General features: G+C 72.2%; 23 protein-coding genes and 1 tRNA gene. 7 read left to right on the top strand and 17 right to left on the bottom strand.

The window, feature by feature from the left end; all coding sequences use genetic code 11:
- Nucleotides 1-135 precede the first annotated feature (135 nt).
- Both ACFCZ1_RS31660 and ACFCZ1_RS31655 read right to left on the bottom strand, forming a co-directional pair.
- On the bottom strand, nt 136-1,995 hold the full coding sequence (locus tag ACFCZ1_RS31660; RefSeq protein ID WP_376681715.1) for an SPFH domain-containing protein: 1,860 nt from the start codon (nt 1,993-1,995) through the stop codon (nt 136-138).
- Between the two features lie 11 nt (nt 1,996-2,006).
- Nucleotides 2,007-3,323: a peptidoglycan-binding protein gene (locus ACFCZ1_RS31655; RefSeq protein WP_376681714.1), complete on the bottom strand. Its 1,317-nt coding sequence runs from the start codon at nt 3,321-3,323 to the stop codon at nt 2,007-2,009.
- A 216-nt stretch (nt 3,324-3,539) separates the two neighbouring features.
- Between ACFCZ1_RS31655 and ACFCZ1_RS31650 the strand changes: the two genes are divergently transcribed.
- Nucleotides 3,540-3,613, top strand: a tRNA-Lys gene (locus tag ACFCZ1_RS31650).
- Nucleotides 3,614-3,794: 181 nt separating this feature from the next.
- On the opposite strand, the gene ACFCZ1_RS31645 is transcribed toward ACFCZ1_RS31650, so the two are convergent.
- The 5 genes from ACFCZ1_RS31645 to ACFCZ1_RS31625 form a co-directional block, all read right to left on the bottom strand.
- Nucleotides 3,795-4,454 (bottom strand): class F sortase, encoded by a 660-nt coding sequence (locus ACFCZ1_RS31645; RefSeq protein WP_376681713.1) that lies wholly within the window; start codon nt 4,452-4,454, stop codon nt 3,795-3,797.
- Nucleotides 4,455-4,555: 101 nt separating this feature from the next.
- A complete protein-coding gene (locus tag ACFCZ1_RS31640; protein WP_376681712.1) occupies nt 4,556-5,167 on the bottom strand; it encodes a hypothetical protein in 612 nt (203 codons plus the stop codon).
- Between the two features lie 116 nt (nt 5,168-5,283).
- Entirely contained in the window at nt 5,284-6,063 is a 780-nt protein-coding gene (locus ACFCZ1_RS31635; RefSeq protein WP_376681711.1) for an HAD-IIA family hydrolase, read from the bottom strand.
- A 657-nt stretch (nt 6,064-6,720) separates the two neighbouring features.
- On the bottom strand, nt 6,721-7,473 hold the full coding sequence (locus tag ACFCZ1_RS31630) for a hypothetical protein (RefSeq protein WP_376681710.1): 753 nt from the start codon (nt 7,471-7,473) through the stop codon (nt 6,721-6,723).
- Nucleotides 7,474-8,159: 686 nt separating this feature from the next.
- A complete protein-coding gene (locus tag ACFCZ1_RS31625) occupies nt 8,160-9,308 on the bottom strand; it encodes an ROK family protein (protein WP_376681709.1) in 1,149 nt (382 codons plus the stop codon).
- 56 nt (nt 9,309-9,364) lie between these two features.
- Between ACFCZ1_RS31625 and ACFCZ1_RS31620 the strand changes: the two genes are divergently transcribed.
- Nucleotides 9,365-10,459, top strand: a complete 1,095-nt coding sequence (locus ACFCZ1_RS31620; RefSeq protein ID WP_376681708.1) for a Gfo/Idh/MocA family oxidoreductase — start codon at nt 9,365-9,367, stop codon at nt 10,457-10,459.
- Between the two features lie 96 nt (nt 10,460-10,555).
- Complete coding sequence (locus ACFCZ1_RS31615; protein ID WP_376681707.1) at nt 10,556-11,725, top strand: ALF repeat-containing protein; 1,170 nt, start codon at nt 10,556-10,558, stop codon at nt 11,723-11,725.
- A gap of 93 nt (nt 11,726-11,818) precedes the next feature.
- Here ACFCZ1_RS31615 and ACFCZ1_RS31610 read toward each other — a convergent pair whose 3' ends face one another.
- The 4 genes from ACFCZ1_RS31610 to ACFCZ1_RS31595 form a co-directional block, all read right to left on the bottom strand.
- The gene (locus tag ACFCZ1_RS31610; protein WP_376681706.1) at nt 11,819-12,676 is read right to left on the bottom strand and encodes a fumarylacetoacetate hydrolase family protein; all 858 of its coding nucleotides are present in this window, start codon (nt 12,674-12,676) and stop codon (nt 11,819-11,821) included.
- Nucleotides 12,677-12,797: 121 nt separating this feature from the next.
- Nucleotides 12,798-13,508 (bottom strand): YidC/Oxa1 family membrane protein insertase, encoded by a 711-nt coding sequence (locus tag ACFCZ1_RS31605; RefSeq protein ID WP_376681705.1) that lies wholly within the window; start codon nt 13,506-13,508, stop codon nt 12,798-12,800.
- 114 nt (nt 13,509-13,622) lie between these two features.
- Complete coding sequence (locus tag ACFCZ1_RS31600; RefSeq protein WP_376681704.1) at nt 13,623-13,958, bottom strand: DUF6412 domain-containing protein; 336 nt, start codon at nt 13,956-13,958, stop codon at nt 13,623-13,625.
- A 117-nt stretch (nt 13,959-14,075) separates the two neighbouring features.
- Nucleotides 14,076-14,837, bottom strand: coding sequence for a class E sortase (locus ACFCZ1_RS31595; RefSeq protein ID WP_376681703.1), 762 nt, complete (start codon nt 14,835-14,837; stop codon nt 14,076-14,078).
- Between the two features lie 113 nt (nt 14,838-14,950).
- On the opposite strand from ACFCZ1_RS31595, the gene ACFCZ1_RS31590 reads away from it, so the two are divergent.
- The 3 genes from ACFCZ1_RS31590 to ACFCZ1_RS31580 are packed head-to-tail and all read left to right on the top strand — an operon-like array spanning nt 14,951 to nt 17,320.
- Nucleotides 14,951-15,967 carry a tetratricopeptide repeat protein gene (locus ACFCZ1_RS31590; protein ID WP_376681702.1) on the top strand — a complete coding sequence of 339 codons (1,017 nt, stop codon included), beginning with the start codon at nt 14,951-14,953 and terminating at the stop codon, nt 15,965-15,967.
- A complete protein-coding gene (locus tag ACFCZ1_RS31585) occupies nt 15,964-16,863 on the top strand; it encodes a NaeI family type II restriction endonuclease (protein ID WP_376681701.1) in 900 nt (299 codons plus the stop codon). Before ACFCZ1_RS31590 ends, ACFCZ1_RS31585 begins: the two co-directional genes overlap by 4 nt.
- Nucleotides 16,853-17,320 carry a very short patch repair endonuclease gene (locus tag ACFCZ1_RS31580; protein WP_376681700.1) on the top strand — a complete coding sequence of 156 codons (468 nt, stop codon included), beginning with the start codon at nt 16,853-16,855 and terminating at the stop codon, nt 17,318-17,320. Before ACFCZ1_RS31585 ends, ACFCZ1_RS31580 begins: the two co-directional genes overlap by 11 nt.
- Here the strand turns inward: ACFCZ1_RS31580 and ACFCZ1_RS31575 are convergent.
- From ACFCZ1_RS31575 to ACFCZ1_RS31550, 6 genes are all read right to left on the bottom strand, one after another.
- Nucleotides 17,317-18,513, bottom strand: coding sequence for a DNA cytosine methyltransferase (locus ACFCZ1_RS31575; RefSeq protein WP_376681699.1), 1,197 nt, complete (start codon nt 18,511-18,513; stop codon nt 17,317-17,319). The two genes, ACFCZ1_RS31580 and ACFCZ1_RS31575, sit on opposite strands and share 4 nt — an antisense overlap.
- A 122-nt stretch (nt 18,514-18,635) precedes the next feature.
- Complete coding sequence (locus tag ACFCZ1_RS31570) at nt 18,636-20,474, bottom strand: DEAD/DEAH box helicase (protein ID WP_376681698.1); 1,839 nt, start codon at nt 20,472-20,474, stop codon at nt 18,636-18,638.
- The gene (locus ACFCZ1_RS31565) at nt 20,471-21,886 is read right to left on the bottom strand and encodes a transcriptional regulator (RefSeq protein WP_376681697.1); all 1,416 of its coding nucleotides are present in this window, start codon (nt 21,884-21,886) and stop codon (nt 20,471-20,473) included. The genes ACFCZ1_RS31570 and ACFCZ1_RS31565 overlap by 4 nt, the downstream gene beginning before the upstream one ends.
- 90 nt (nt 21,887-21,976) lie before the next feature.
- Nucleotides 21,977-22,660, bottom strand: a complete 684-nt coding sequence (locus ACFCZ1_RS31560) for a hypothetical protein (protein ID WP_376681696.1) — start codon at nt 22,658-22,660, stop codon at nt 21,977-21,979.
- An 810-nt stretch (nt 22,661-23,470) separates the two neighbouring features.
- Complete coding sequence (locus ACFCZ1_RS31555; RefSeq protein WP_376681695.1) at nt 23,471-24,808, bottom strand: hypothetical protein; 1,338 nt, start codon at nt 24,806-24,808, stop codon at nt 23,471-23,473.
- A gap of 482 nt (nt 24,809-25,290) precedes the next feature.
- Complete coding sequence (locus tag ACFCZ1_RS31550; RefSeq protein ID WP_376681694.1) at nt 25,291-25,827, bottom strand: GNAT family N-acetyltransferase; 537 nt, start codon at nt 25,825-25,827, stop codon at nt 25,291-25,293.
- Between the two features lie 175 nt (nt 25,828-26,002).
- Here ACFCZ1_RS31550 and ACFCZ1_RS31545 point away from each other — a divergent pair, with 175 nt between their 5' ends.
- Nucleotides 26,003-26,182, top strand: coding sequence for a hypothetical protein (locus ACFCZ1_RS31545; protein WP_376681693.1), 180 nt, complete (start codon nt 26,003-26,005; stop codon nt 26,180-26,182).
- Nucleotides 26,183-26,412 lie beyond the last annotated feature (230 nt).

Here is a 26,412-nt window from a genome sequence, read left to right as displayed (position 1 = left end):
GCGTGCGCACGCGTGGGGATTCTTCAGGTCTAGACCAAGTCCCAGATTATTGACGAGAGTTGGCCATGTCCATACCAACGGAAGAACGGGTGGCCCGGTCCGTACCGGCCACCCGTTCCCGTGTCCCCCGCGGTCCTACTCCGAGCGGCCCGTGTAGAAGGCGACCGTGAGGTCCTTCACCAGCGCCTTGCGTTCGTAGTCGTCGAGCTCGACGAGCCCGCGCGAGGTCAGCCGGTGGACGGTGTCGTCGACGGCGTCCACGACCGACGTCAGCACCGTGTCCCGGTGCTTGGCGTCGATCGCCGCGACCCGGCGGCGGCGCATGGCCTCGGCGACCTCGGCCGCGTACTCGATCCGGGTCGGCTGGGCCGAGAAGACCTCGATCCCGACGGCCTCGGTCTCCGCCGCCAGCATCCGGGTCAGCGCGTCGCCGACGGCCTCGGCGTCGCGCAGCGTCGGGGCGTCGTCGTGGAAGGCGTCGGCGGGCAGCTGCGACAGCACACGGGCCATGGCGGATTCGACCTGTTCGGCCAGGTACTCCACGTGGTCCTCGACGGCGAGGGTGGCCCTGGCCGTGTCCTTGACCTGCCAGACGACCTGGACGACCACCTGGAGGGCGAGGCCGCCGGAATCCACGGCGGGCATGGGGTCGCTGCGCCAGTGACGCAGCCGTACGTCGACCCGGCGGCGCAGGAGGAGGGGGCTGACCCAGGTCAGGCCGGTGCGGCGGACGGTGCCCCGGTAGCGGCCGAAGAGGGTGAGCACCCAGGCGTGGCCGGTGCGGATGCGGCCGAGGCCACCGAGGGCGAGCAGCGCGACGATGCCGAGGAAGGCGAGCGGGGGCCAGTGGGTGGCGCGCAGGCCCTCGTAGGCGCGCGGGGTCCCCCCGAACGCGGCCACGATCACCGGGGGGACGACCCCGGCCCGCCAGAGCACGGTCGCGCAGCCGGCGAGGGCGAGGCCGCCGACACCCACACCGATCCAGCCCGGGAGCACCGGGCCACGGTGCTCCCGGAGCCGGTCGTCACCCCGGGGGACCCGGCGGCCGGGGGCGGGACGGGGGCGGGGGGCGGCGGGCCGGGCGCCCGCCGTGGGCCCGGCGCCCCGCGCGGAGGCGGGCATGCGGTGCGGCTCCCCGCGGAAGGCCGCCAGGTGCACCGGCACCTCGGTGACCGCCGTACCGCGGCGCCGCCCGGAGCGGGGGACGTCCCCCGTGTCGTCCCTCGCCGGCTTCTCCAGGCCGCGCGCCACGGCCTGGGCGACGATCTCGGCCACACCGGGGCCGGGCACCCCGGAGCGCACGGCCGGGTGCTCCGGTCCGGGTTCGGGGTCGGGCCCGGGTTCGGCGTCGGACCCGTGCTCGGGCTCGGGCTCGGGTCCGGGACCGGGTCTGGGACCGGGTCTGGGACCGGGGCCGGGGCCAGGTCCAAGTCCGGGTCCGGGTCCGGGTCCGGGTCCGACGACGGCCGACGGCTCTGCGGGCCCGGGCTCCGCGGGGTCCGGCTCCGGTCCGGCCTCCCGCGGATGCGCCACGGCGGCCCCGGCGTCGGCGATCCGCAGGCGCAGGGTCGCCACCCCGGCGTGGGCCGCCTCGTCCTGCGGGTGCGGGATGTCCAGGTCCGGGTGGACCGGTTCGGGCTCGGCCTGGGCACGGGCGGCCGGCACGTCGAGCGCCTGCGGCAGCGGCGTCACGGCCTCCTCCACCGTCCGGACCGCCGGCACGAAGGCCCAGCCCGTCGAGGTCTCGGCCGCGGCCACCGGTTCCGGCTGCGCCGCGACGGCGGCGCCCACCAGCACCGGCGGGGCACTCGGCCCGGCCGGATCGCGGGGCGCGGCGACGCCCCGCACCGGGGCCGGGGCCGGGGCCTGCCGCCCGGGCCCGAACGCCGGTTCCGCGGGCGCGGCAGGGGCGACGGGGGAGACCGAGGCGGCCGGGGCGGCCGCCGGTGGTACTCGGAGGGTGCCCGTGGTCGAGGTGGTGCGCGTGGGGTACATGTTTGCCTCCGTCATGCGAACAGCCGGCGCCAGGTTTCCGGGCCCGGGTAGCCGTTGGCCGAGGCCCCGCGCCAGCCCTGCGCGCGCTGGAACGCCTCGACGTTGCGGCGGTCCGCCTCGCCCCAGCGGGGCCCCGGACCGGATGTGTAGTACTTGCCGAAGCCCTTCTTCACCAGCTGGCGCCCGAGGGCCGTGACGGCCGCGTGCGACGCGCCCGGGCGGAACGCCCACGCCCCCGGGTAGGCCCGTACGCCTCCCGGCCCCGGTGCGGCGCCCACCGTCGGCGGGATGTCCTTGCCCTGGTGCTCGACCAGCAGGCGCCAGGTCTGCGCACCGGGGATGCCGTCCGCGTCGGCGCCCGTCCAGCCCTGCGCACGCTGGAAGGCCTGGGTGGCCAGCCAGTCGGCCTCGGTCCAGCTGCGGCTGGCCCCCTTCGGGTAGAAGCGGTACGCGCCGCGCTCGATCAGCATCCGGCCCAGCTGGGCCACGTGGTCGTTGGTCGCGCCCGGGCCGAAGGTGGCCGCGCCCGGGAACACCGTCGAGTCCCCGGGCTTCGGGTCCGCTACCGGGTTCTCCGGCAGGATCCCGCCCGTGACCCCGTTGAAGCGGTAGGGGAGGTACTTCGTCGCGTTGGCCCAGTAGCCGTAGGGCGTCGCCAGCTTCCGCGTCGCGGGCCGCGTCTGCTCGTAGGCGAAGTAGCTCGTGCGCGTGTCGTCGGCCCAGCCTCCGAAGATGACGACGTGCGAGCCGTTGTTGGGGTCCGCCGGATTGTGGAAGAGCAGCATGTCTCCGGGCAGCAGGTCACTCTTGGCGATCTTGGTGGCGAACTTGTCGAGGCTGCCGGTCCACTCGTTCGAGCCGAGGTTCCAGGCCATGGAGACGAAGCCCGAGCAGTCCTGCCGGTATCCGTCCGTCCAGTACTCGGACATGCTGTACGGGACCTTCGCGTCCAGCCACAGCTTCGCCCGGTTGATGATCGTCGTCCGGTCGATCCGCTTCACGCCGGACGGCGCACCCGGCTTGCCGACCGGCCCGCCCTTCGGCCCGTGCAGCGGGGCGGGGCCACCCTGCGGGGAGCCTGGGTCGTCCAGAGCCGTCGGCCCGGGGGCCGGGGCGGTAACCGCCACCGCCGCTCCGCCGCCACCGCCCAGGACCACTCCGGCGGCCGTCGCCAGGACCAGCGCCCGGCGGGCACCGCGGGCGGCGGGGTGGCCCCCGTCCCGTAGCGGTATGGCCCGCGCGCGGGCGAGGGTGCGGCGGCGCTGGGCGCAGCCCCGGCACGCACAGTCACCGGCGGGCTCGTACTCCTGGAAAACGGGCATCGGCATCGGCACATGCGTCGGAGGCTGCATCGTCATGCGGTTCCGTCCACTCCCCTGCTCGTCCACTGGTCAGCCGGGACCGCGTCTGGCGGGGCATCAGATGCGGTACGGCGCAGACATATCGTGCACGATAAACCCGCCAAACATGGGTTAATCGGACAAGGCGGGCGTGGCTGGTCACGAGCACCCGCAGAGGTGGGGTAGAGTTTTCCCTGTCAGCAGGCGCCGCTAGCTCAGTTGGTTAGAGCAGCTGACTCTTAATCAGCGGGTCCGGGGTTCGAGTCCCTGGCGGCGCACAGACGGAAGAAGCCCCTCGCAGCGAAAGCTGCGAGGGGCTTCTTCGTTCCCGCTTCGGTCCTGCTTCGCTCACGCTCCGTTCCCGTTCCCGTTCCCGTTTCGGCTTCCGCTTCCGCTTCCGTTTCGGCTTCCGCTTCCGTTTCCCGCTTCGCTTTCGCCCGTACGGAGGCGCCCCGCCGGCTACGCCGCCGTACCCGGTCTGACTCCCGATCCGGTCAGGTAGGCCGAGACCACCACGTTCGCCGTGTACTCCTTGGCCGCCTTGTCGTAGGAGCCCCCGCAGGTCACCAGCCGCAGCTCGGCCCGGCCCTTGACCCGCTGGCCGTACGCCTTGTGCGGGTCGAAGCCCGCGCGCTCGTAGACCCGTACGTCCTCGATGGTGAACTCGGCGACCGAACCGTCCGCCCGCACCACCCGCACCTTGTCGCCCGGCTGCGCCGAGCTCAGGCCGTAGAACACCGCCGGCTTGGACTTCGTGTCCACGTGCCCCACCATCAGCGCGGCCCCGGCCGCCCCCGGCCGGACGCCGTTGCCCCACCAGCCCACCGTGCCCGGGCTGTCGTACGGGGGCGGCTCGATCGCCCCGTCCGCGTCCAGGCCCCGGGATATCACCGGGGCCTGGATGCCTATGGAGGGCACGTCGACGCGCTGGGGTGCGACGGCGGCCAGGGGTGCGTGCGCGGCGGGCAGCCCCGGGCCGACCACCCCGCCGGCCTGGCCGGCGAGCGGGGCCGGGACCCCGGTGATCTGGCGGCCCCACAGCCACAGGCCCAGCACCAGCACCGACCAGGCGGCGAAGGTCAGCAGCCGGCCTCCACCGGAGGCCTTGCCCTCACTCATCCGCGCCTCGCCGGGCCGCCGCGCGCTCGCCTGCCACTCGCCCGGTCGCCACTCGCCCGGCCGCCGCTCGTTCGCCTGCCACTCGCTCGGCCGTCACTCGCTCAGCCGCCACTGCGACGGCGGCGCAGGGTCAGCGCCCGGCCGGCGACGGCCAAGGTGGCGGCGGCGGCCAGGATGGCGCCGATCACCGTATGGGGCATCCCCGGCCCGTCACTCTCGTGGTCCTTCTTCGCCGCCGCGGCCAGCCGGGACGTCTCCGCGAGTTCGGCGGACATGCCGCCGCCGCCCGCGTGGACCGGCCAGACCGGCGAGGCGTGGTGCGACGGCTCGCGGTGCTCGATCTGGATCGAACCGCTCACCTTGTCGTGGCCGCCACAGCTCACCCTGACGGAGTGCCAGCCGGGCGAGGCGTGGTGGCTGATCACCGCCTCGCCGTAGAGCGGGCTGCGGCCGCCGTCACGGCCGTACAGCTCGACGTCCGACGTGAAGACGGCGGACTTGGCCGAGCCCCTGGTGCCGTCGCAGCCGTGGACGCGCAGCTTGACCTGCGATCCCGGGGCGGCCGGGTTCGGATCGACCGAGACACTGCCGCGGTCACCGCGGTCACCGTGGTCCTCCTCGCCCGCGAGGGCGGTGGGCGCGGTCACCGCGGAGAACGCCGTCAGGGCGACGGCCACCCCGGCGGCACGGAGAGCGATCTGAACACTGCGCATGGTGAACCTCCTCAACAAGGAGATTCACGCGCGGCGCGCCGCTCCGCATCCGGAGCGGCGCCGTACGTGTCAGCCGTACGCGTCAAGCACTCCGGCCGGTCGGGTCCTGGGCAGTCCTAGACGAGGTCCACCAGGTCGGCGATCGAGTCGACCGTCTTGGTGGGCCGGTACGGGAACTTCTCGGTGTCCGCCACGCTGGTCAGGCCGGTGAGGACGAGGAAGGTCTGCATGCCCGCCTCCAGGCCGGCCAGCACGTCGGTGTCCATCCGGTCGCCGATCATCGCGCTGGTCTCCGAGTGCGCGCCGATGGCGTTGAGACCGGTGCGCATCATCAGCGGGTTGGGCTTGCCGGCGAAGTACGGCTTCTTGCCGGTCGCCTTGGTGATCAGCGCGGCGACCGCGCCGGTGGCCGGCAGCGGGCCCTCGGCGGAGGGGCCGGTCTCGTCGGGGTTGGTGCAGATGAAGCGGGCGCCCGCGTTGATCAGGCGCACCGCCTTCGTCATGGCCTCGAAGCTGTACGTCCGGGTCTCGCCCAGGACCACGTAATCCGGCTCGTGGTCGGTCAGGATGTAGCCGATGTCGTGCAGGGCGGTGGTCAGACCGGCCTCGCCGATGACGTACGCGGTGCCGCCGGGGCGCTGGTCGTCGAGGAACTTCGCGGTGGCCAGCGCGGAGGTCCAGATGTTCTCGACGGGGACGTCGAGGCCCATGCGGGCCAGGCGGGCCTGCAGGTCGCGGGGCGTGTAGATGGAGTTGTTGGTCAGCACCAGGAAGGGCTTGCCGGACTCGCGCAGCCGCTTGATGAAGGCATCGGCGCCGGGGATCGGGATGCCCTCGTGGATGAGGACACCGTCCATGTCGGTGAGCCAGGATTCGATCGGCTTGCGCTCTGCCACTGGACTGTTCTCCGCTCTCGGCGGCCCGTGGCCGCCGGCCTCTGACCTCTGATCTCGTGGTCTGTACCACCCTATCGGGGCCGGGCCGGGGACGCTCCGGGCGTCCACGGCCCGGACCGCCGCGGGTCCGGTACCCGTTGTCGCCGCCGCTGTGGCGGAAGCGGATCCCGCGCACCGAACCGGCCGGGATGCCAACGTCGTTGGCGATGACGAGGGTGCCGCGCCCACTGTCCCGGAGCTCCTGCCGCTCTCGGTGTGCGGTGCCTCGTCCACGAGGCCGGCCGCTATGGGAGGGCGGAGGTTGGGGCCCCGCCGCCGTCCTCGGCCGGGATCCAGATGCCCGGGCCGGGCGGGGACTTGGACCCTGCGGAGTTCATCTGGACGCCGCCGTTGGCGAGGAGCGGCCGGGACCACGGCGACGGCGATCCGCTGAGGAGCGGACCGCGGTCGGTGGCGGTGGGCGGTGACAGTGACGGGGGACGGGGGCGGGGGCGGGGGCGGGGCGGTGGGGATCCGGACCGGCAGGGTCATCCGGTCCGGCGGCAGGGCATCATCGTGGCGCTCGGCTCGCGGACGCCGTGACGAGAATCGTGCGCGCCGGGACGACGACGGCGCCGGCGCCGTTGAGGAGCCGCGGCGGCCGGCGACGTACGGAGATCAGCGGGCGGGGACGCGCAGCCGCCGGGCCCCGATCACCAGTCCGCCACCCACGGCGAGGGCGGCCACGGCGCCGGCCGCGGCCCCGACCGCGCGGTCGCGGGGTCCCGTGTGCGCGAGGGACCCGGCCTCGACGGGGTCCTGCGGGCCTTCCACGGAGAACCGGTAGCCACCGGCCTCGCCGATCCAGTCGCCGTCGTCGCCCTTGCGCTGGACGAGCGCGGCGTCGGCGACGACCTCACCGGTGGGGGCATCGGGCGCGAAGGCCAGGCCGACCTTGACGGTCAGCGACCCGCCCGCGGCGACGGTGAAGCCGGGGAAGGCGTCGCCGCCGTCGAAGACGGCGATGATCTCGTCGCGGTCGGACCGCTCCAGGCTGACGGGGAGGGTGCCGCCCGGGGCGTCGAACTCCATCCGCAGGTGGGCGGGGCGCAGGGCGCGGGCCTTGTCGGTGAACACGACGACGGGGTGGATGGCCGTGCACACGGAGTGGGTGGTGTTGGTCAGGTCCAGGTACCAGGTCTGCGGCCCGCCGCCGGTGCGGTACACGGCCGGGCCGCCGCGGATCCGGGCCCCGATGGGGAACGCGGTGCTCTTCCCGTCACCGCAGGTGGCCTTCGCGCGCGAGGGCAGCGCGGGGGCGGGGCGGGCCCCGCCGCCGGTGCCGATGTCCGCTCCGGCGGTGGGTGCGGCGGCGGCGAGCAGGGCGGCGGAGAGTACGGCGGTGAGGGCAAGGGCTTTGCGCAGTCGCATGGAAGACCTTCGCTGCTCGCCGGACGGGACGATGGTCGGACCAGGTGACAATCACCCCGGCCCTGCCCGCACCCTGCCACGCGCACGCGGACCGTCGCCGCGCACCGCGCCCGAGTCGTTCCGGTTTACGCCCGAACGGCGCACGAGGTCAAGCCGGAGCACGGCCGCCGCCCCGGCCGGGAAGCGAAGCGACCCCGCCGGACCGGTCGGGCGCCCCTGCGAGGCCCGTCCGGCCCCGCCCGCCGAACACGGATCGGCCCGGTCGCATCCTGCGCCGCCCGGCGCCGGTCAAGACCCGCCCTGGAACACTTCCCAGCGGTAGCCGCGGTAGCCGCGGGAGTGCGAGGCGCGGGGTCCGGGGCGGAGCCCCAGGTCCCTCAGCCGCACCGGCAGTCAGCGGGCCACGACCACGAGCATCCGCTCCGGACCGAAACCGACCGGTGCCGCTGCCGGTGCCGCTGCCGGTGCCGGCGCGGGCGCGGGCGCGGGCGCGGGCGCGGGCAGGGGCACGGCCCCGGACACGGGTATGGGCAGGGGGCACAGGCACGGGCACGGTCAGGGGCCGGGCCTGGACGCGGGGCCGGCCCCGGGCAGGGGCACAGCCCCCGGCACGGGTACGGGCACGCCCCGGGCAGGGGCACGGCCCCCGACACGGCCCCGGGCCACAGGCAACGGTGCCGAAGTGCTCACCCCGCCCGCCCGAAGAAGGGGGCGAGGACGAGTTCCGCCGCACCTTCGGCCACACCGGCCCCGGCCAGCGCGACCACCGGCGGCTCTGGGGCCAGCGCGCGGGCCACGAGGACCGCCCGGACCCCCTCCACGAAGACCTCCGGCGCGGCGGCCACCACCCGGCCGCCCAGCAGCACGCGGTCCACGTCCAGCAGCGCGACCAGGTTCGCGGCGCCCTCGCCCAGGATCCGCGCCGCACCGGGCAGGTCCCCGCGCTCCACGGCGGCCAGGCACAGCACCTCCGCGCAGCCGCGCGCCCCGCACCGGCACGGCGGCCCGTCCAGCCAGAGCACCTGGTGCCCGAACTCCCCCGCCCCCGACCGCGCGCCCCGGTAGACCTCGCCGCCCAGCCGCAGCCCCGCGCCGAGCCCGGTGCCGACGTGCAGGTACACGACGGTCCGGGCCTCGCGGCCGACGGCCCCACCCGCTCCCACCCCAGCACTCGCACCCGCACCCGCACCCGCACCCGCACCCACACCCACACCCGCACCCGCGGCCCCGGCGTTGGTGTCCTTGTCCAGGACCACCGGCAGCCCCAGCCGCCCCGCGAGCACCTCCCGCAGCGGGAAACCCTCCCACTGCGGGAACCCCGTCACCCGCCCCATCACCCCGGCCCGGTGGTCCAGCGGGCCCGGCGCGGCCACCCCGGCGCCCAGGAGCGGCGGCCCGGCCGGGTCGCGGAGCCGCGCGAGCGTGCCCACGACCGCCTCCACCACCGCGTCCGGACCGGCCCCGAGGTCCAGCGAGCCGCCGCTCTCGGCGACGACCGACCCCGCCAGATCCACCCGTACCGCCCGGAGCTCGTCGCGGTCCACGTGCACTCCCAGCGCGTGCCGCGCCTGCGGCACCAGCCGGAGCAGGGTGCGCGGCTTGCCGCCGGTGGACGCGGCGCGGCCTGCCTCCTCGACGAGCCCCTCCCCGCCCAGCCTCGCAGTGATCTTGCTGACGGCCTGCGGGGTGAGCCCCGTACGGGCGGCCAGTTCGGCGCGGCCCAGGCCCGCCGGGCCGGCTCCGCGCAACAGATCCAGCAGCAGCGCCTCGTTGTGCCCGCGCAACGCCGGCAGGTTCACCCCGCCGCGGCCGCCGTCCCCATTGCCCCTGTTCACCCGCCCATTGTCCACCCTCCTTGCACTTTGACAACACTGTTGCCAAAGTGGTCACCATGAACGTCACCGCCTCCGCCTCCCCGCTCCGCGTCGGCCTCATCGGCTACGGACTGGCCGGTTCCGTCTTCCACGCCCCGCTCGTGGCGGCGACCGACGGCTTCGTCCTCGACACGATCGTCACCTCCGACCCCGGCCGGCAGGCCCAGGCCCGCGCCGAGTTCCCCGGTGTCGAGATCGTCGCCTCCCCCGACGAGCTGTGGGCGCGCGCCGGCGGCGCGGACCCCCTCGGCCTCGTGGTGATCGCCTCCCCCAACAAGACCCACGTCCCGCTGGCGAAGGCCGCGCTCACCGCCGGGATCCCGGTCGTCGTGGACAAGCCGCTCGCCGCCACGGCCGCCGAGGCACGCGAGCTCGCCGAACTCGCCGAGCGGACCGGCACGTTCCTGTCCGTCTTCCAGAACCGTCGCTGGGACAACGACTTCCTCACCCTGCGCCGCCTCCTCGCGGACGGCGATCTCGGCGAGATCCAGCGCTTCGAGTCCCGCTTCGAGCGCTGGCGCCCGCAGCTCAAGGGCGGCTGGCGGGAGTCGGGCGCACCGGAGGAGATCGGCGGGCTGCTGTACGACCTGGGCAGCCACGTCGTCGACCAGGCGCTGGTGCTGTTCGGCCCGGCGGTACGGGTCTACGCGGAGGCCGACGTGCGCCGCCCGGGCGCCGAGACCGATGACGACACCTTCGTCGCGATCACGCATGCGAACGGCATCCGCTCCCACCTCTACGTCAGCGCCACCACTGCCCAGCTCGGGCCGCGCTTCCGGGTCCTGGGTTCCCGGGCCGGGTACGTCAAGTACGGGCTCGACCCGCAGGAGGGCGCCCTGCGCGAGGGGCTGCGACCGGCGGCGGACGCGCCGTGGGGCGAGGAGCCCGAGCACCTGTGGGGTCAACTGGGCTCCGGCGAGTCCCCGTTGACCGGAGGCGGCACTCCGGTTCCGACGGCTCCGGGCGACTACCCGGCGTACTACGCGGCGGTGGCCGCCGCGCTGCGCGAGGGCGGGCCCAACCCGGTCACGGCGTACGAGGCCGCGCGCTGCCTCGACGTGCTGGAGGCGGCCCTCAGGTCGTCCCGGGACGGGGTGGTCGTCGAGCTGTGATCGGCTTCATCCCGAAAACCGGTACTTCGTACCCGGCAAACGATCTATCCTGCACAGGTTGTCGATCATCACACATGTGAAGAATGGACTCACCCTGTGAAGCTGCCCCGGATCGCTTCGGTCGTGGCGGCCGCCGCGATAGCCCCGGCCGTCCTGCTCTCCTCCCCCGCCTTCGCGGCTGACGCCGCGTCGCCGTCCACATCGGCGCCCAGCGCGCCGACCGCCCCCGACAGGGGCCCCACGGACCAGCAGGGCCCGACGGACGAGAAGCCGGCGGAGGATCAGGCCGCGAAGGACCGGGCGGCGATCCAGGCGATCCTGGCCGACCCGGCGAGCGGACCGGGCGTGCGCGAGGCCGCCGAGAAGGCGCTCAAGGGAACGGCCGCGCAGATGCGGCACTTCCTGGAGGTCGTCTGGCAGCAGGAGCAGTACACCGACGACCAGGTGCGGGTCAGCCAGATCCACAGCGCCGGCGGCGTCGCCGTGAAGCGTGAGGCCCAGAAGGCGCTCAAGGCGGGAACGCACGCCGCCCTGAAGGAGTTCCTGACGGTCGGGCAGCACAAGGCCCGGTACGAGGACGACCAGGTCGAGCTCTTCCGGATGCTGAACGGCGCGGGCAAGGGCATTCACGACGCCGTCGTGAAGCTGCTGCGCGAGGGAACTCCGGCGCAGGTGCGCGAGTTCGTCGAGACCGGCCAGCACGACGTCCGCGCGGGCGACGACCGCGTGGAGATCGCGCGCATGCTGAACGGCGCCGGCCCCGGCCTGACGGCCGCCATCAACGCGCTCCTCGACGGCCACCCGTCCAACGCCGTACTGCGCGAGTTCGTGAAGACCACGCAGCACGCGCTGCGCGACGAGGACAACGGCGTCCTGATCCGGTCGATGCTGAACGACGCCGGTCCGGAGCTGAAGAAGGCGGCCCTCGCCGCCATCAAGGGAACGCCCGAGGACCGCGCCGCGTTCCTGAGGACCGGCCAGCACGAGGCGCGCGCCAAGGACAAGGCCGCCGAGGACGCGGCGCACAAGACGGGCAAGGACGGGTCCACCGGTACGGGAACGGGGACCGGTACGGGGACCACGCAGACCGCGTCCCAGACCACCGGCAACACCAACGTGACGCCGGCGGGCGGATCCGGCTCGCTCGCGAACACCGGCGCCGGTTCCGAGAACGTCTGGATCGCGGGCGGCAGCGCCGCCGCGCTCGCCGCGGGCGCCGGGCTGGTGCTCGGCAACCGCCGTCGCCGTACGTCGGCCGAGGGCTGACCGGGCCGGAGACCGGAGACCGACCGGGACCGACCGGGACCGTACGCGAGGGCGGGTCTGCCACCGGCAGACCCGCCCTCGCGCATGATCCGGCTAGGCGCTCTTGAACTCCTGGCGCTGGCGGCCCAGGCCCTCGATCTCCAGCTCCACGACGTCACCGGCCCGCAGGTACGGCTTCGGCTCCGGCTGGCCCATGGCCACACCGGCCGGGGTACCGGTGACGATGACGTCGCCGGGGTACAGGGTCATGAACTGGCTCAGGTACCGGACGACCTCGCCCACCGGGAAGATCTGGTCCGCCGTGTTGCCGTCCTGCCTGAGCCCGCCGTTGACCCACAGCTTCACGTCGAGGACCTGCGGGTCCTCGACCTCGTCGGCCGTGACCAGCCAGGGGCCGAGCGGGGTGAAGGTCTCGCAGTTCTTGCCCTTGTCCCAGGTGCCTCCGCGCTCGATCTGGAACTCGCGCTCCGAGACGTCGTTGACCAGCAGGTACCCGCCGACGTGCGCGAGGCCCTCCTCGGCGGAGCCCAGGTAGCGGGCGGTGCTGCCGACGACGACGCCGAGCTCGGCCTCCCAGTCGGTCTTCACGCTGCCGCGCGGGATCAGCACGGTGTCGTCCGGGCCGACCACGGTGTCCGCGGCCTTGAGGAACAGGATCGGCTCGGCCGGCGGCTCCGCGCCGATCTCGGCCGCGTGCCCGAAGTAGTTCAGCCCGATGCCCACGATCTTGCCTATGCGGCCGACCGGCGCGCCGATCCGCAGCCCCTCGGCGTCCAGGACCGGAAGCTCGCCCGCTTCCGCCGCGTCCCGTACCCGGGAGAGGACGGCGTCGTCGGCGAGGAGGGCCCCGTCCACATCCGTGATCAGGCCGGACAGGTCACGCAAGGTGCCGTCCTGGTCGAGCAGCGCGGGGCGCTCCGACCCGACGGGTCCGACACGCAGCAGCTTCATGGGCATTCTCCCGTGGTCGTGGCTGGTCGGCCCATGGGCGTGCCAGGGCCGGCCGATGGGTTGCGGCCATCGGAGGATTGGTTGATCCTCCAAGATGCCCGACCAATCCGCAAGACCCTGTTCACAGACTGGAACGCGCGGCTCCGGCGGCCCGGCGCTGGAGCCAGGCGCGCTCCGCCACCGACCACGCGGTGGTCGTCAGCAGGTAGAGCCCGGCGGCCAGCGGCACCACGGCGGCGGTGATCAGCGTCCCGAAGGACAGCAGGGGCAGTACGCCGCCCATCTTGCGCATGACCTCCTGCTGCTCGGCACTCAGCTCGGCCACCGCCCCAGCCCCGGCCTTGGCCCCTGCCGCGACCCCGGCCTTGGCCTTGCCCCCGGCCTTGGCCTTGCCCCGGCCGGCCGACGCCACCGCGGGCGAGGCAGCCGCCAGCGCGGCAGCCCGGCGCCCCCGTACCGCACTCCATGCGGCGACCACCCCGATCGCCGTGAACAGCCCGAGGAACACCAGCCCCTGCGCCCCGAACAGACCGCCCTCCCCCAGCGCCTCGGTCCACCGGGCCCCGAGCGGCGCGGCGAACAGCCGGTGCGCCAGCAGCTCGTCCGCCGAGGAGAAGGCCCGGTACATCAGGTAGAACACCGGCAGCTGCAGCAGCACGGGCAGGCACCCCGCCACCGGCGTCGCCCCGCGGAACGCGGCCCGGCTCAGCGGGTGCAGGGCCAGCCGTACGAGCACGGTGAACAGCACGATCGCGGCAGCGGTCGCGGACTCGGCCAGCGCCGGCTCCAGCAGCCGGCCCAGCTCAACAACAAGATGGGTGAAAACGGACACGCGGGCCCTCCGAAGGGTCTCGTCGAACGTCGAAAGAGATGCGTTTCGGCGTGACGACCCGCGAGGGGCGACAACAGTGATCAGTCAGCAGAAGGCGTGAGGTACTGCGCGCCCCTACGCGGCCGTCGGGACGAGACGACCGGGTGCCCTGGGCCGCGACCGGCCCGAAGCGTCGGGATCGCGCTGCGGCAGGAACGCCGTGCGCTGCTCGCGATCCCGGATCGCGGTGCGTATTCGGTGCGGCGGCACGGGCCGAACCAGCCGTGCGGCGACCGCCAGGGCCGCGGCACCCACGGCGACGGTGGCGGCAAGAGCGACAACGACCGCTCCCAGCCCACCCCCCTCACCGGCGAACAGCCCGAGCGCTCCCCCGAGCAGCACCAGCACGGGCAGCAGCAGAGCCGTCACCCACGAGGACCGGGAGACGAACAGGTGGAAGCGCCGAGCCATACGGACCTCCCCCTTCCGCTCCCGCGCCCGAACCTCCGTACGAGATCCGTAACTTGCCATCGATACTAACCGGCCCCACCGACAACGGACCGCGGGCCGTGGGCGCGGGGCGCGGGGTCAGGACGTGAGGGTCCCCCACACCACCAGCCGGTACGTGGAGGTGTACTCGGGCGTGCAGGTGGTGAGCGTGATGTACGCACCCGGCTCGCCGTACCCCTGGTCCGGCTTCACCACGCTGCGCGGCACGGGTGCGATCACCCCGGTGTCGCGCTCGGTCGTCTCGTTCAGGACCTTCCCGACCACGTACACGTAACGCCGCCCCTGCACGTCGACGATCAGCTCGTCCCCCTGCCGCAGCCGGTTGATGTACCGGAAGGGCTCCCCGTGCGTATTGCGGTGCCCGGCCAGCGCGAAGTTCCCCCGCTCCCCGGGCCGCGCGGTCCCCGGGTACTGCCCGGCGTATCCCTTGTCGAGCACGGCCCGCTTGTCGACCCCCTGGGCGACGGGGACGACGAGGCCGAGGCGGGGAATGCGCAGGACGGCGTACGCCTGGTCCCGGGCGGGCCGGGCCGGCCCCGGCCCCGAGGCGTCGGCGGCGGCCGCGGCCGCGGCGGGCGAGCGCGGGGGTGACGGCGACACGCCGCGCTCCATGTCCCCGGAAGGAGCGGACGGCACGCCGGAAGGAAGGACGTCGGAGGTTTCCCGGGCCGGCCCGGACGGGGAGCCGGCCCACTCGCTCTCCAGGGCCCTGACCTGCTCACGCGCGGACGCCGCGGCCTGCCGGTTGGTCCACCACACCTGGTGCACCACCAGGAGCGCGACCACCACACCCACGGTGGTGATCACCTCTGCGCACACCCACAGCGCCAGCGCGAACACGACTCTCCGCGCCGGCCCGCCGCGCCCCTGAACCACCACACGCACGTGATCCCGCACGGGCGGCACCTTAAGTCCTCCCCCGCCAACTGACCAGCAGCAGTACGGTGTGAACCATGCGCCCCGACACGCCTGCCGAGCACATCGCCGAAGCCGAGCGCCTCATCCGCACGGCGACCCGCTACCCCGAGGACCAGGAGCCGCTGCTCCTCCAGGCCGCGGCCCACCTCGAGTTGGCCGACGCGCGCGATCGGGCGAGCAGCTTGTACGACCAACTCCTCTCCGCCTCCCCCGCAAACCCGCACCTGATCAAGGCCCTCCAGGCGGCGAACCTCTGGGAGTACGGCCACGAGGCCGAAGCCCGCGCCCTCATCAACGGCATCCGCGCCGCCGCGCCCAAGGACCCGGCGCCCTGGGAAGTCATCGCGGAGGCCCTGGAGGCCCACGACGAGCTGGAAGCCTCGCACGACTGCTTCACCGAGGCGGCGACCCTCCTCATCGCGGACGACGCCCCGCTGACCCCGCCCACCACCGCGCTCCTGACGGGCCGCCACCGGGTGCGCCGCCTCCTCGCCCTCCCCCACGACGACTGGGACATGGTCGCCGACACCCGCCACATCGGCCCGATCCCGCTCGACGAACTCCACGACCCCAAGCGCATCTGGGCCCTGGGCTCCGACGACCCGGCCGAACTCCGCGCCGAGATCGCCCGCCTGCGCGCCGAACTGGGCGACCGCCGCGCCGCGCTCTCCCGCCCCTTCCCGGTGGCGATCCTCCACTGGCCCGCGCGTGAGCTGGCGGAACTCCTCACCTCGTACCCCACCCTCGCCGTCGAGTACCCCTCGCACGAGGCCCACCTGACGCAGGTGGAATCCTCCCTGCGCACCCTCGCCGCCTCGGGCACCACCAACCTGGGCATCGTCACGGGCAGCGTCCCCTCGTACGAGGCCTTCGCGGCTTCGGAGAAGACCTCCCCGGCCTCCCCGTCCCTCCTGGCCGAATACGCCACCACCCTCGCGGCCCGAGGCAAAGCCACCCCCTGGCCCCCCACCCCCACAACCCCGTGCTGGTGCACCTCGGGCAAGCCGTACGCGGAATGCCACGGCGAGGCCTTCGGGGCCAAGGACCGATGAGCAGAGGGCGGCTCGTCCTGCAGGAACCGGGGGAGGCCTGCGTCAACACCCTCGCGGGAGAGCACATGCTCCTGCGTCCGGACGAGGACTCCGAAATGCTGGCCGTGCTGGCATGGCTGCGCCCCCATGACGTGGCGGGGCTCTATACGGGCGCGATAGCCAACGCCGTCGACTACGTGCTCGACGGCCCGAGGACGGGCCGGTACGACCTGCTGGGCGCTGACGTCCACCCCGGCGAGAAGGCCTCGGTCGGCGCCAAACTGGAATACGAGGTACTGCGGACGTTCGGCCTGCCGAAGAAGCCTCCGCTGGACACCCTGATCGGCGGCGTACCCGTCGACATCAAAGCGACCGTGGGCTCCAACTGGTCAATACCCGCCGAGGCACACTGCCAGCTCTGCATCTGCACCCAGATACAGCTGGCGAAGAACCGGCACCGCTCTTGGCTGGTCCGCGCCCACCGGTCGTGGCTCTACCGGGGCGCGGGCAACCGCGACGGCAAACGGGGGCTCGCGGCGCACGCACGCGATCACTGGAGCGTCCCGCTGTACGACTGGACTCCGCTCCCTGTGAATCCGCTGACTCTGCTCACCCCGGAGCAGGCTGGCCGGGTGCTCGCCGAGACACCTGGCCAAGAACAGCGGTTCACCATGATGTTCCAGTTCCTGGAAGGCCAGGTGATCCCGCGCAGCGTGATCACGACGGTCGGCGCCGGCAAGCGCGACCCTCTGCGGCGGGCAAGGGGAGTCAGAGAACGCCTGGAACGTGGCGGACTTACGCTGCTGTGTGGCAAGTTCCCCGAGCAGCGGGACCTGGCCGCGGCCCACAAGATCACACTCGGGCTTGAGGACTGGATCGCCCTGCGGACGGACGGAGAGCACAGCAATGCCGGATGAGCCTGCCTGGCGGCCGCCCGAGGGTTCCTGGGCGTCCTCGGCAGCGCGCCGACGCAACATGCAGGCCATCCGGAGCCGCGACACGAAACCCGAGATGATCATCCGCAGGCTCGTCCACGCGCAGGGCCTGCGCTACCGGATCGCGGCACGCCCGCTTCCTGGCCTCCGCCGGACCGCGGATCTCGTCTTCCGCCCGACGAAAGTGGCCGTATTCGTCGACGGCTGCTACTGGCACGGCTGCCCGGAGCACTACGTATCACCCCGGACCAACCCGGGCTACTGGTCCGAGAAGGTGGCCCGGAACATCGCCCGGGACCGGGATACCGACCAGAAGCTGATGGAGGCGGGCTGGCTCGTGCTCCGCTTCTGGGAACACGAGGACTCGGGCCACTGCGCTGAGGAGATCGCCGACGCCGTCCGGGAACGCCAGGAGCGTCCCCGGAACGCCGGCCTCTAGCTCTGGGTCTGCCCTGCGGGGCGGGCCTTGCGCAGCACCCTGGCAATCGACTCACCGACGGCGTGGGCCACCGGTGGGGGGAACGCGTTGCCGACCTGCCGGTACTGGGCGGTCTTGCCCGGGAGGCGCTTGTCCGTCTCCCTGCTTCCAGCGAAGTCCCACGCCTCAGGGAAGCCCTGGATGATCGCGGCTTGGGTGACGGTCAGCATCGGGCCCTCGGGACGGAAGAGGTCCCGATCCCAGCTCTCCTTCTGTTCCACTTCTCCGGGCGCGTTGGCAACGCCCATTGCGTTGACGCCCAGAGCCTTCCAAGCGGCCTTCGCACGGCTGGGCCCGAGGTCCGCACCGCCGTGCTTCTTGGACCCGCCGACGAGGGTCGGCGCGATGCCGTCAGGCTGGCCGTCCCAGAGGTCGAGGTACTTCTGCGCCTTCGCCCCGAGCGCACCGCCCTTGTTCACGAAATGCATGAACCGGGCCCTCATCGACTCGTCCAGGGCAGCACGGACTGTGACCGCGCCCGGCTTCGCCACGGGCCACTCGAGCTCCGTGTCTCCCAGGACATCCGTCCGGATGGCGACGAGGATGGCCCGCGGGCGCAGCTGGGGCACCCCGAAGTCGCTGGCTTCCAGGACTTCCCAGCCGCAGACCGTGTAGATGCCCTCGTACTTGACTTCCTCACCCGTCTGCGGGTCCTTGGCCACGCCGCCCTGAAGGCGTGCGACGACCCAGTCACGGTAATCCTGAAATTTGTCGTCCTTGATGCCCCGGACGTTCTCGATCATGACGGCCTTCGGCTTGAGCTCGTCAACGAGTTCCAGCATGCGAGGGAACAGATCACGCTCGTCATCCTTGCCCAGCTGCTTTCCCGCATGCGAGAACGGGGGGCACGGCACTCCACCGGCGAGCAGGTCGAGCTCGCCTTCCTCCAGCGATCGCCCGAGGAAGCCGACCGGCTTATCCAGCTCAACGAGGGGGTGGAATTCATTTACATCCTTATGGATGATGTCGCAGTACGCACGCTCGAATTCCCAGCCGTCCCGGTGATCAATGTTGCGCCGCAGAGTCGCAGCGGCGTACTGGTCGATCTCGACGAGCGCTAGGTGGCGGAAGCCTGCCTGGTGGAGGCCGATGGCCTGCCCCCCGGCTCCGGCGCAAATCTCAATCGAGGTCAGCGTGCGCTCGCTGGCACCCATCGAGTCCTCCTGGTGTGGCAGATGCAGACAGGCAAGTGTCGCATCCGCCACCGACAACGTGTCCCTCTCCCGGCGTGATCAGGCGCACCACCCATCGGCCGGCACACCTGCCACTCCAGGACTCAGCGGACCGACGCCGTCCCCACGTGCTCCAGGAGCGCACGGACGTCGGCTTCGTCCATGCCCGCGGTCATGGACCCCTCCTCCTGGAGGTCACCCAGCTGCCGGACCGAGGGGTCATCGAGAATCGCCCCCATGAACTCGAGCTTTTCCGCGAGCCTGAGCGCCACCACCTCATCGATCGTGCCGGACGAGGCGAGCACGGTCACTCGTGTCTGCGTATCCGGTGCCAGTCCCAGGCGGTGGATGCGGTCCAGGCTCTGGAGGAATCGCCCTGCCATGAAATCCCGGTCGACGTAGACAGCGTCGTGGCACTCACGGTGCAGGCTGATGCCCTCGCCCAGGGTGGCCGGGTTCGAAATCAGGACACTGCAGTCCGGATCTTCCCGGAACCTGCGGATCTCCTCCTCTCTGTCCGCCGTACCGCCATGGACGACCGCGGGCTGGAAGTCCCCGAGGATCCGGTCCAGGCTGGTGATGTTCCGCACGAACGTCGACCACACCAGCGTCTTCCGTCCGGCGGCCACATTCTTCGAGACGATCTCGCGGACCTCGCGGTATTTCGGCGGAACCTCGTGCTGGTGCAGGTTCTGCAGCAGCTTGAAGAGCGATTCCCCTTCTGGGATCTCCAGGGGCGGGACCTGGAAATTGAGGGGCTCGTACTTGCTGCTTCCCTCGACCAGCAGCGCGGGGCTCGTGGCAGCCATGAGCAGCCTGAGCATTGCCTTTCCGAGACCGTCGAAGTCCTCACGGGACAGCTCCGCCCGGGCGGTGAAACGGCCGACGAGAGCGTCGTAGATCTCCCGGTGCAGACCCTCCAGGGGAACGGACCGGATGACCGGCTGGAAGGGCGGCAGCCCGAGCTCCTTCTTCGTGGTGCGGGTGAACAGCGGACGGAGCACGGAGCTGGCGTGTGCGAGGTCGCCGCCCGCCACGGCCTGGGTCACCACCCGGCGCCCGTGGCCGGGCCAGACGAACGACAGCAGGTTCTCCAGGTCCCGGGCGCCGTTGGGAGCGGGCGTACCCGTAAGGATCAGCCGGCGGCGGCTCAGGGGGCCCAGAGCCATGCAGGCGCTTCCGTACGTGCCATCCGCCCCGAGCTTCATCCGGTGTGCTTCGTCGAGGATCACCATGGAGGGCGCCGCCCGCAGCCAGCCCGCGAGCCCGGTGAGGGAACGGTCGAGCCGCTCGTAGTTGACCACCATGATCTCGGCATGCGGGTCGGGGAGCTTGCCCATGACCCTGGTCACCGGCGCCTCGTCGAAGCATTCGGTGCTTTCGGTGATCCATGACTCGTAAGCGGACTTCGGGCTGACGACCAGCAGTCTCCGGGCATCGCCCTTCTCCCGCGCCGCCGCGTACACGGCGAGCCCGACCCGTGTCTTGCCCGCTCCCGGAACGCTGAAGTTCGCACCGTGCCGCATGGAGAGCAGCCGGGCGATGTCACGCCGCTGGAAGCTGGTCAGGTCCGCCCGCCAGTCCGCCCCGAGAGAGCCGGGGAGGGATCCGGCCTCCGCTTCCTCGGCGGATCCCGGGGTGTCCAAGCAACCGGCAGCCTGGTCCGCGTCATCAAGGACATCGTTGACGAGGGCGAGGAGTTCCTCCTCCCACTCCACGGATTCCCCGTGCGGCCAGTCCGACAGCACGTGGAGGCCCGACAAGAAGTCGTCGAGGGGCACTTCCAGCGTCAGCGGACCACGCTGGCCGCCCACGGGAAAGCCTGCGGCCACGTGGTTCAGGTCCGGCCCGAACGGCTCGGCAGCGCGCAGCACGGCCTTTGTCCGGGTGACGTCGAACCCGATCCGGAGGGACTGACCGCCCGTCTCCTCCCGCCTGGTCACGCCTGCTCCTGCCGTACGGCAGCGAGCAGCCACGCGACGCCCTCGCCGTGCTCCTCGATCCGCGCGGCCTCACGGGCGAGCTTGAGCAGGCTGCTCTTCAGGGACAGAAGGGCCTCGTCCAGAGACTCCTCGTCCAGGTTGCGCGACGCGCGCGCAAGCGTCATGTCCGTCACGCACTGGTCGATGCTCTGGACAGCGTCCTGGAGCCGGTCCGGAGCCGCCTGCTTCCGCTTGCGCACCCGGGCGTCCTTCCCCGCCGGCACCAGTGCCTCCTCCACCGCTTCCCGCGCCTGCTTCCACAGTGCAGCCGCCTGGCCGGACTGCTCCGCGGTCACCGCGCCGGGAGCGCGTTCTACCGCCTTGGCCCGCAGCAGCAGATTGGTGAACTCCTTCGCCTCCGCCACCTGGGGGCTGTCACCCCGCACAGCACGGTTGAGCCCCGGGATGACACGGGCCTCCTGGGGCTGCGCGGGGACGAGCTTCAGCTCGTCGGACAGGTGGCGCTGGAGGTACCGGGCCCGGAAGTCGATGTCCGCGAGACGAACGTCCGTTTTGGAGAAATCGAGCACGATCAGGGCGAGTTTGTTCTCCTTTAGCAGGTCAGCCTGAGCCGGGCTCTGCCGCGACGCCTTCGCGAAAGCCCGGTGGAGTTCCCTGAGCTTCTCCTGCTGGTCCTCAAAGTCCATCAGCTTGAGCTCCGCCAGACCGTTCTTGGAGCGGCTCACGAGGTCGTTGAGGGTCGCCAGGACCCAGCGGTCCTGCTCCGCAGTCTCCGTTCGGATCCGGAACTCCTTGGCGATCTCGGCGATCGGCCGGCCCGACTTGACCTGCTCCTCGATGGTGAGCAGCCGGTTGATGTACGAGTACGGCCGACGGGTGTCGTGGCGGAGCTGGAGGGACAGCTCGACCGCATTGACATCGGCCCACGTGCAGGTTTCCGGAAGGACGCCGACCCGAACGCTGCGTACTCCGAGCTCGCGCAGCGCCGCCACCCGGGTGTTGCCGTTGACGAGGACTCCCTCCCGCGTGATGAGGCCCGGCTCGTTCTGGCGGTACTCCTTGAGACTGCTCTTGAGCTCGTCGAAGTCGACGTCCCGCTTGTCCGGGTTCGAAGGAAGGGCCTTCAGCAGGTGGTCCAGGTACTCCTGGCCCTCGGAACCCCAGGGGTTGGCCGCGAGCAGCCGGTCACGGGCAGGGTCGTAGGTGCGCTGCGCCCTGATCCGGTGCGTGGAGGGGTTGAAGTACACCTGGTCGATAGGCATGTCGATGACCTGCACCACCAGGGGCTGGGTCCGCCACTCGACCGTCAGGGTCTCCTGCAAGCCTTCGCCGGCGCTGACTTCCTTGAGCCGCTTCTCGACCAGTTCCCGGTTCTCGTCGGCGCTGGGCGGCCAACCGAAGTCCGTGCTCACGGGCTTTCTCCTTCTGACTGCAATTCCATGATGTGTGCGGGATGAAGCGGGAGCCGGGATCGCTCCCAGCCCCCAGCAGTGCGGCTACCGTCAGACCGGGGGGAGCGAGAGGGCCTCGCGGACCGCGTTCCGGGCGTCAGCCGGCAGCGTGCGGATCGCCGCCCAGAGGTGCTCCACCTCGGCGAACTCACGTGCGTCTGCCAGCATCCAGTCCTTGAGGGTCTTGCGGTCCATGCCGCCGAGTCGGCCCAGGCGGGCCAGAACACCGGGAAGGTCGGCCGTCAGACCCCTGCCGCCGACACGGCACCGGTTGCATTCGGCCACGTTCTCCACCACGGTCTTTCCATCCGGCTGGAGCACCGGGCGCCGTGCGATGTCGAGCTGGGCCGACATGTAGGTGCCCGGGAACGTCTCTCCCGATGTGATGCCGCAGGACCGGCAGTGGTGCCCGTCACGCGCCAGGACTTCACGCCGCTGGGTGTCCGTGAGAGACGTGGCCGGCCGCGTTCCCTTGCCGGGCTCCCAGACCGGCTCGCCCTGTGCGACGAAGCGCTGCTCGTGCTGACCGAGCGTCAAGTCCTCGCGGTTGGTGTCGATCCGCCAGCCGAAGTCCCGCAGATCGCGTACCCGGCGGTCCGCCTGGCTCACCCCGGGAAAGGCCTGCTTCACGTCTTCCTTAGTGAAGACGTTTCCCTCCCCCACCACAGCGACAAGCCACAGCCCGGCTCGCTTCATCGTGCCGAGCTTCTGGTCCGTCCAGGACGGAAGCGCCATTGCGTATCTCCTCGTTCCCCTTGTTCCAGCCAGTCCGAAAATCACTCGCTCTGAGCCCGGGGATCCCCCCGCCAGCGCTCTCAGCGGACTTCACAACTCTTGCGCAGGAGCAGACAACAAGGCCAGGCCCCAGTGGATTTCGAGGTCAGATGAAAACATCACACGGTTCACTTGACGGCTGTTTGGCGGAAGATATCGGAGGAACCGTCAGCCGGGGGGAATGGAGTCGTGGTGCCACGCAGGACACGGAATTGGAAAGATCTGTCACCGGACCTGTCCAGGGAGCACCGCGCGTTCGTCGCCATGCTGCGCAAGGTGCGCGACTGCAGCACACGGACCCAGGCCCAGATCGCCCAGACTGGTCACATCGTGGCGACCAGCCTCTCGAATCACCTCAACGGCGGGCGAATCCCGGAAGAACCGCAGGTCAAAGCCTTCTTCGATTCGGTGCAAGCTGAAGTGACGCAGTCGGGCAACGAGGGCACAGGGCTTCCCTGCTCCCTGGATGAGCTGCTGGAACTACGACGGCGCGCCCGGAAGCCGCATTGCGACTGCGTCCCGCACCCCCCTGCGGACAGGGCCCTGCCCGCAGGCATGTCTGATGAGCCGCCGGCTTTCCCAGCGTCCGGCCCGCAGCAGGGCCCGCTCCCCGCTTCTCACACCCCTGGGGAACGGCACACCCAGCCGCCTTCTCCGAAACGGCGCCTGCGTTCCCCTTCCAGAGCCCTGTCCCGCGCTTCCGTACTGGCGGCGTCGGCACGGAGGCAGGTGCCGGTCACCCCTGCGGAGGGGGACCGGCCGCGCACGGAGTCATCCCGTACCGGGTGGACCGAGCTGGAGACCGTCGCCGGGTTCATCGCCAGCGGCAGGGGCCGCGACGCGGGACTGCTCTTGTGGCGTGCCGGAAGGACGCTTCCCGCCTCGGAGCTCATCAACGCAGTCGACTCCTGCCGCTCCGCAGGGCTTCCGGAGGCAGCGGAGTCCATGCTCTCCGGCGTGAGCGAACGCGCCGACCGGCAGGCCGTTCTGAACATCGCGGCCGCGTTCCAGCACGCCGGGAGGCACGACGACGTCAGCTTCCTGCTGGCGGCTGCCGCTCATTAGCCGAACGGCAGTGGGAGTTGTTGGTGGCCGCGGGCCTGGGCTGTGGGTGGGGTGGGGCGGGTTGACGAGAGCGCGAGGAGGGCGCGGAGGGCCGCGACGACCTCCGTGGGGGTGTCGCGGATCATCGACGGGGTGGCGCTGATCACGAGGATGCCGTGGGACTCCAGGCGCAGGCGGCGGCGGAGGGTGGCTTGCCTGGGGGTACCTCCCAGCGGTAGCTGGGGGAGCGTCGCGCGTGTAGTGGTACTCCGCCGAGTCGATCTCCAGGGCGACGCCCTCGTCGGGCCAGTACGCGTCCGGGCTGGCCAGGAAGGCGCCGTCCGGGGTGTAGAGGCGGGCGTTCCACAGGGGGGTCGGGAGGTCCGTGGCGGACAGGCCCTCGCGGGCGCGGGCCTCGGCGAGGGAGCGGGTACCGGCGAGGAGTTCGGCCGCGGCGGCGCGGACCGCGGGGCGGGTGAGGAGGCGGGCGGCGCGCAGTTCGGCGTGCAGGTCCTGCGGGTGGCACCAGCCGGCCTGGACGACATGGGCGAGGGTCGACCGGATGCGGTCGGGGTCCTGGGCGCGAGCCGCGAAGTCGGCCGCCGCGCGGACCGGGCGGGCGCTCGGGATGCCCGAGACCGTGATCGTGCGCGGCCAGCGCGAGGTGCGGAGCGGCCGCACCCCCGGGGTGCCGCCGAGCCGGCGCGGGGCGCGGATCAGGATGTCGGCAGGCGGGTACGGGGGGTGCGCGGCGCCGTGCGGGTACGGGGCCCCGCGGATGCCGAGGAGGGCGAGGGCGGCGGCGCCGGTCAGGGCGGCCGTGTCGCCGGACAGCGGGTCGGCGGTGGTCTCGGCGGCGTACAGGACGGCGGCCAGGGCGCGTTGACGGTGGTCCGGGGGCCCGGTCTGGAGGAGGTACACCCGGGGCAGTAAGCGCTGCCAGGGGCCGCCCGGACGGGTCCGAGAGGTGATCGTGCCGTCGGGGACGCCCGCGGCGGTGAGCTGGTGGCGCGTGGCCAGGTTGAGCTGGCGGCGGGGGGCGGGGGTCTGCTGGACTGTGATCATGCGCCCGGTATGCCCGGCCACGATCCACCGGACACCCGAAGCGAAGGCCCTACCAGCCTGAGCGAGCTGACCGACCGGCCTGACCGACCGCACCGGCCTGACCGAGCTGACCGAGCCGACCGACCGGCCTGACCGTCCGGGGGCATGACCGGCCTGACCCGACCGACCGGCCTCAGCGGGCGACCTGGCGGGCCAAGCAGCCCCGGCGGACCAGCAGCCCCGGCAGCCCCGGCAGCCCGGCAGCCCGGCAGCCCGCGGCCTGGCGACCCCGGCAGCCACAGCGACCCGGCGGCCCCAGCGACCCCGGCGGCTCCAGCGGCCCAGCAGCCCGTCACAGCCCAGCAGCCCAGCGGCCCAGCAGCCCGTCACAGCACAGCGACCCAGCAGCCCCGGCAGCCCGGCGACCCGACGACCCAGCAGCCCCGGCAGCCCGGCACAGCCCCGCGGCCCCCCGCGGCCCCCGCAGCGCCCTCCCCGCCGACCTACCGGTTCGGGTGGTCCGGGGACAGGAAGACGATCACCCCCGTCTGCGTGCCCGGCCGGGCCGCGACCTCGTGCCAGCCGAGGCGGCGGTAGGTGGCCACGGTGTCGGTGGCCAGGCGGGAGGTCAGCAGCCAGGCGCGCCGGTCCGGGGCGTCGGCCGTGATCTCGGTGAGCAGGTCCCGGCCGGTGCCGCGGCCGCGCGCGTACGGACGTACGGCGAGTTCGTCTATCTCCAGGGCCCCGGTCAGGAGCTCCTTCACGCGGCCCGCGCCGAGCTGCGCCGCGACCTGGGCGTACGCGCGGTTCCTGGGGAAGGCGGCCGGGGTGATCCAGCCCGTGGCGAAGCCGTCGATGCCGGCCGCGGACTGGGCGATGGCCGTACGGAACCCACGGCGCCGGGCGTCGACCGGGAGGCGCGCAGCGAACTGGCGAATGGTTTCTTCGCCCTCGTTCCAGGGTGGGCCGGAGAAGACGTCGGCGTAGGCGTCGACCAGTTCGTCCGCGAGGTCGAGGACGGCCTGTCCGTAGCAGATCACGATGTCCTGGCTCCTGAAGTCGAATGGGGAGGCGGGATTTCCCCCTTTGGGTGGGGAGAGTCAATTTATGCGCTTCGGGTTCCTGGGGCGGACATCGCACGGATCCGGCGAGTGTGCGACAAATCCCCTCCCCGTCCTGCGTGTCGGGAAACCCGGCACCCGCGTTGAGCAGCTCGTGGACAGACTGCTTCGGGCGGCCGGCCGGTGCGCGCTCGCCTTCCTCCTCGTCCTGGGCGTCGTGGCGTTGCTGCCGCGCGCGCTGCGGGACGCGGTGCCGGACGCCGTGATCGGCGGAGCCGTGCTGGTGCTGGGGTGGGTGCTGGGCGCCCGCCCGATGGCCGGGCGGCCACGTTAGCCTCGTATCCGAACGACGACGAGCAACGAACGACGAACGACAAGAAGACCGAAGGGGTGAACAACAGTCGCATTTTTCATCAGTAGTTATCTGCCTTCATCAGCTTTTATCCTGATGGCGTGAAGCTTTCCGAGTGGGCGGCGCGCAACGGTGTGCACTACCAGACCGCATGGGCCTGGGCGAAGGAGGGCCGTATGCCGGTCCCTGTCGTGCAGACGCCGTCCGGTATG

It is taken from the genome of Streptomyces sp. NPDC056224 (assembly GCF_042267665.1).
Classification (GTDB): Bacteria; Actinomycetota; Actinomycetes; order Streptomycetales; family Streptomycetaceae; genus Streptomyces.
The sequence above is the reverse complement of the archived record's forward strand: the minus strand, read 5'-3'. Positions and strand labels throughout refer to the sequence as shown.

Excerpts from the sequence above, each read along its gene's own strand:
- ACFCZ1_RS31655 (WP_376681714.1), bottom strand. The coding sequence starts at position 3,323 with ATGCCGATGCCCGTTTTCCAGGAGTACGAGCCCGCCGGTGACTGTGCG.
- ACFCZ1_RS31580 (WP_376681700.1), top strand. The coding sequence starts at position 16,853 with ATGCCGGATGAGCCTGCCTGGCGGCCGCCCGAGGGTTCCTGGGCGTCC.
- ACFCZ1_RS31630 (WP_376681710.1), bottom strand. The coding sequence starts at position 7,473 with ATGCGACTGCGCAAAGCCCTTGCCCTCACCGCCGTACTCTCCGCCGCC.
- ACFCZ1_RS31600 (WP_376681704.1), bottom strand. The coding sequence starts at position 13,958 with ATGGCTCGGCGCTTCCACCTGTTCGTCTCCCGGTCCTCGTGGGTGACG.
- ACFCZ1_RS31640 (WP_376681712.1), bottom strand. The coding sequence starts at position 5,167 with ATGCGCAGTGTTCAGATCGCTCTCCGTGCCGCCGGGGTGGCCGTCGCC.
- ACFCZ1_RS31645 (WP_376681713.1), bottom strand. The coding sequence starts at position 4,454 with ATGAGTGAGGGCAAGGCCTCCGGTGGAGGCCGGCTGCTGACCTTCGCC.
- ACFCZ1_RS31590 (WP_376681702.1), top strand. The coding sequence starts at position 14,951 with ATGCGCCCCGACACGCCTGCCGAGCACATCGCCGAAGCCGAGCGCCTC.
- ACFCZ1_RS31610 (WP_376681706.1), bottom strand. The coding sequence starts at position 12,676 with ATGAAGCTGCTGCGTGTCGGACCCGTCGGGTCGGAGCGCCCCGCGCTG.
- ACFCZ1_RS31555 (WP_376681695.1), bottom strand. The coding sequence starts at position 24,808 with ATGATCACAGTCCAGCAGACCCCCGCCCCCCGCCGCCAGCTCAACCTG.
- ACFCZ1_RS31585 (WP_376681701.1), top strand. The coding sequence starts at position 15,964 with ATGAGCAGAGGGCGGCTCGTCCTGCAGGAACCGGGGGAGGCCTGCGTC.
- ACFCZ1_RS31620 (WP_376681708.1), top strand. The coding sequence starts at position 9,365 with ATGAACGTCACCGCCTCCGCCTCCCCGCTCCGCGTCGGCCTCATCGGC.
- ACFCZ1_RS31575 (WP_376681699.1), bottom strand. The coding sequence starts at position 18,513 with ATGGGTGCCAGCGAGCGCACGCTGACCTCGATTGAGATTTGCGCCGGA.
- ACFCZ1_RS31660 (WP_376681715.1), bottom strand. The coding sequence starts at position 1,995 with ATGTACCCCACGCGCACCACCTCGACCACGGGCACCCTCCGAGTACCA.
- ACFCZ1_RS31560 (WP_376681696.1), bottom strand. The coding sequence starts at position 22,660 with ATGGCGCTTCCGTCCTGGACGGACCAGAAGCTCGGCACGATGAAGCGA.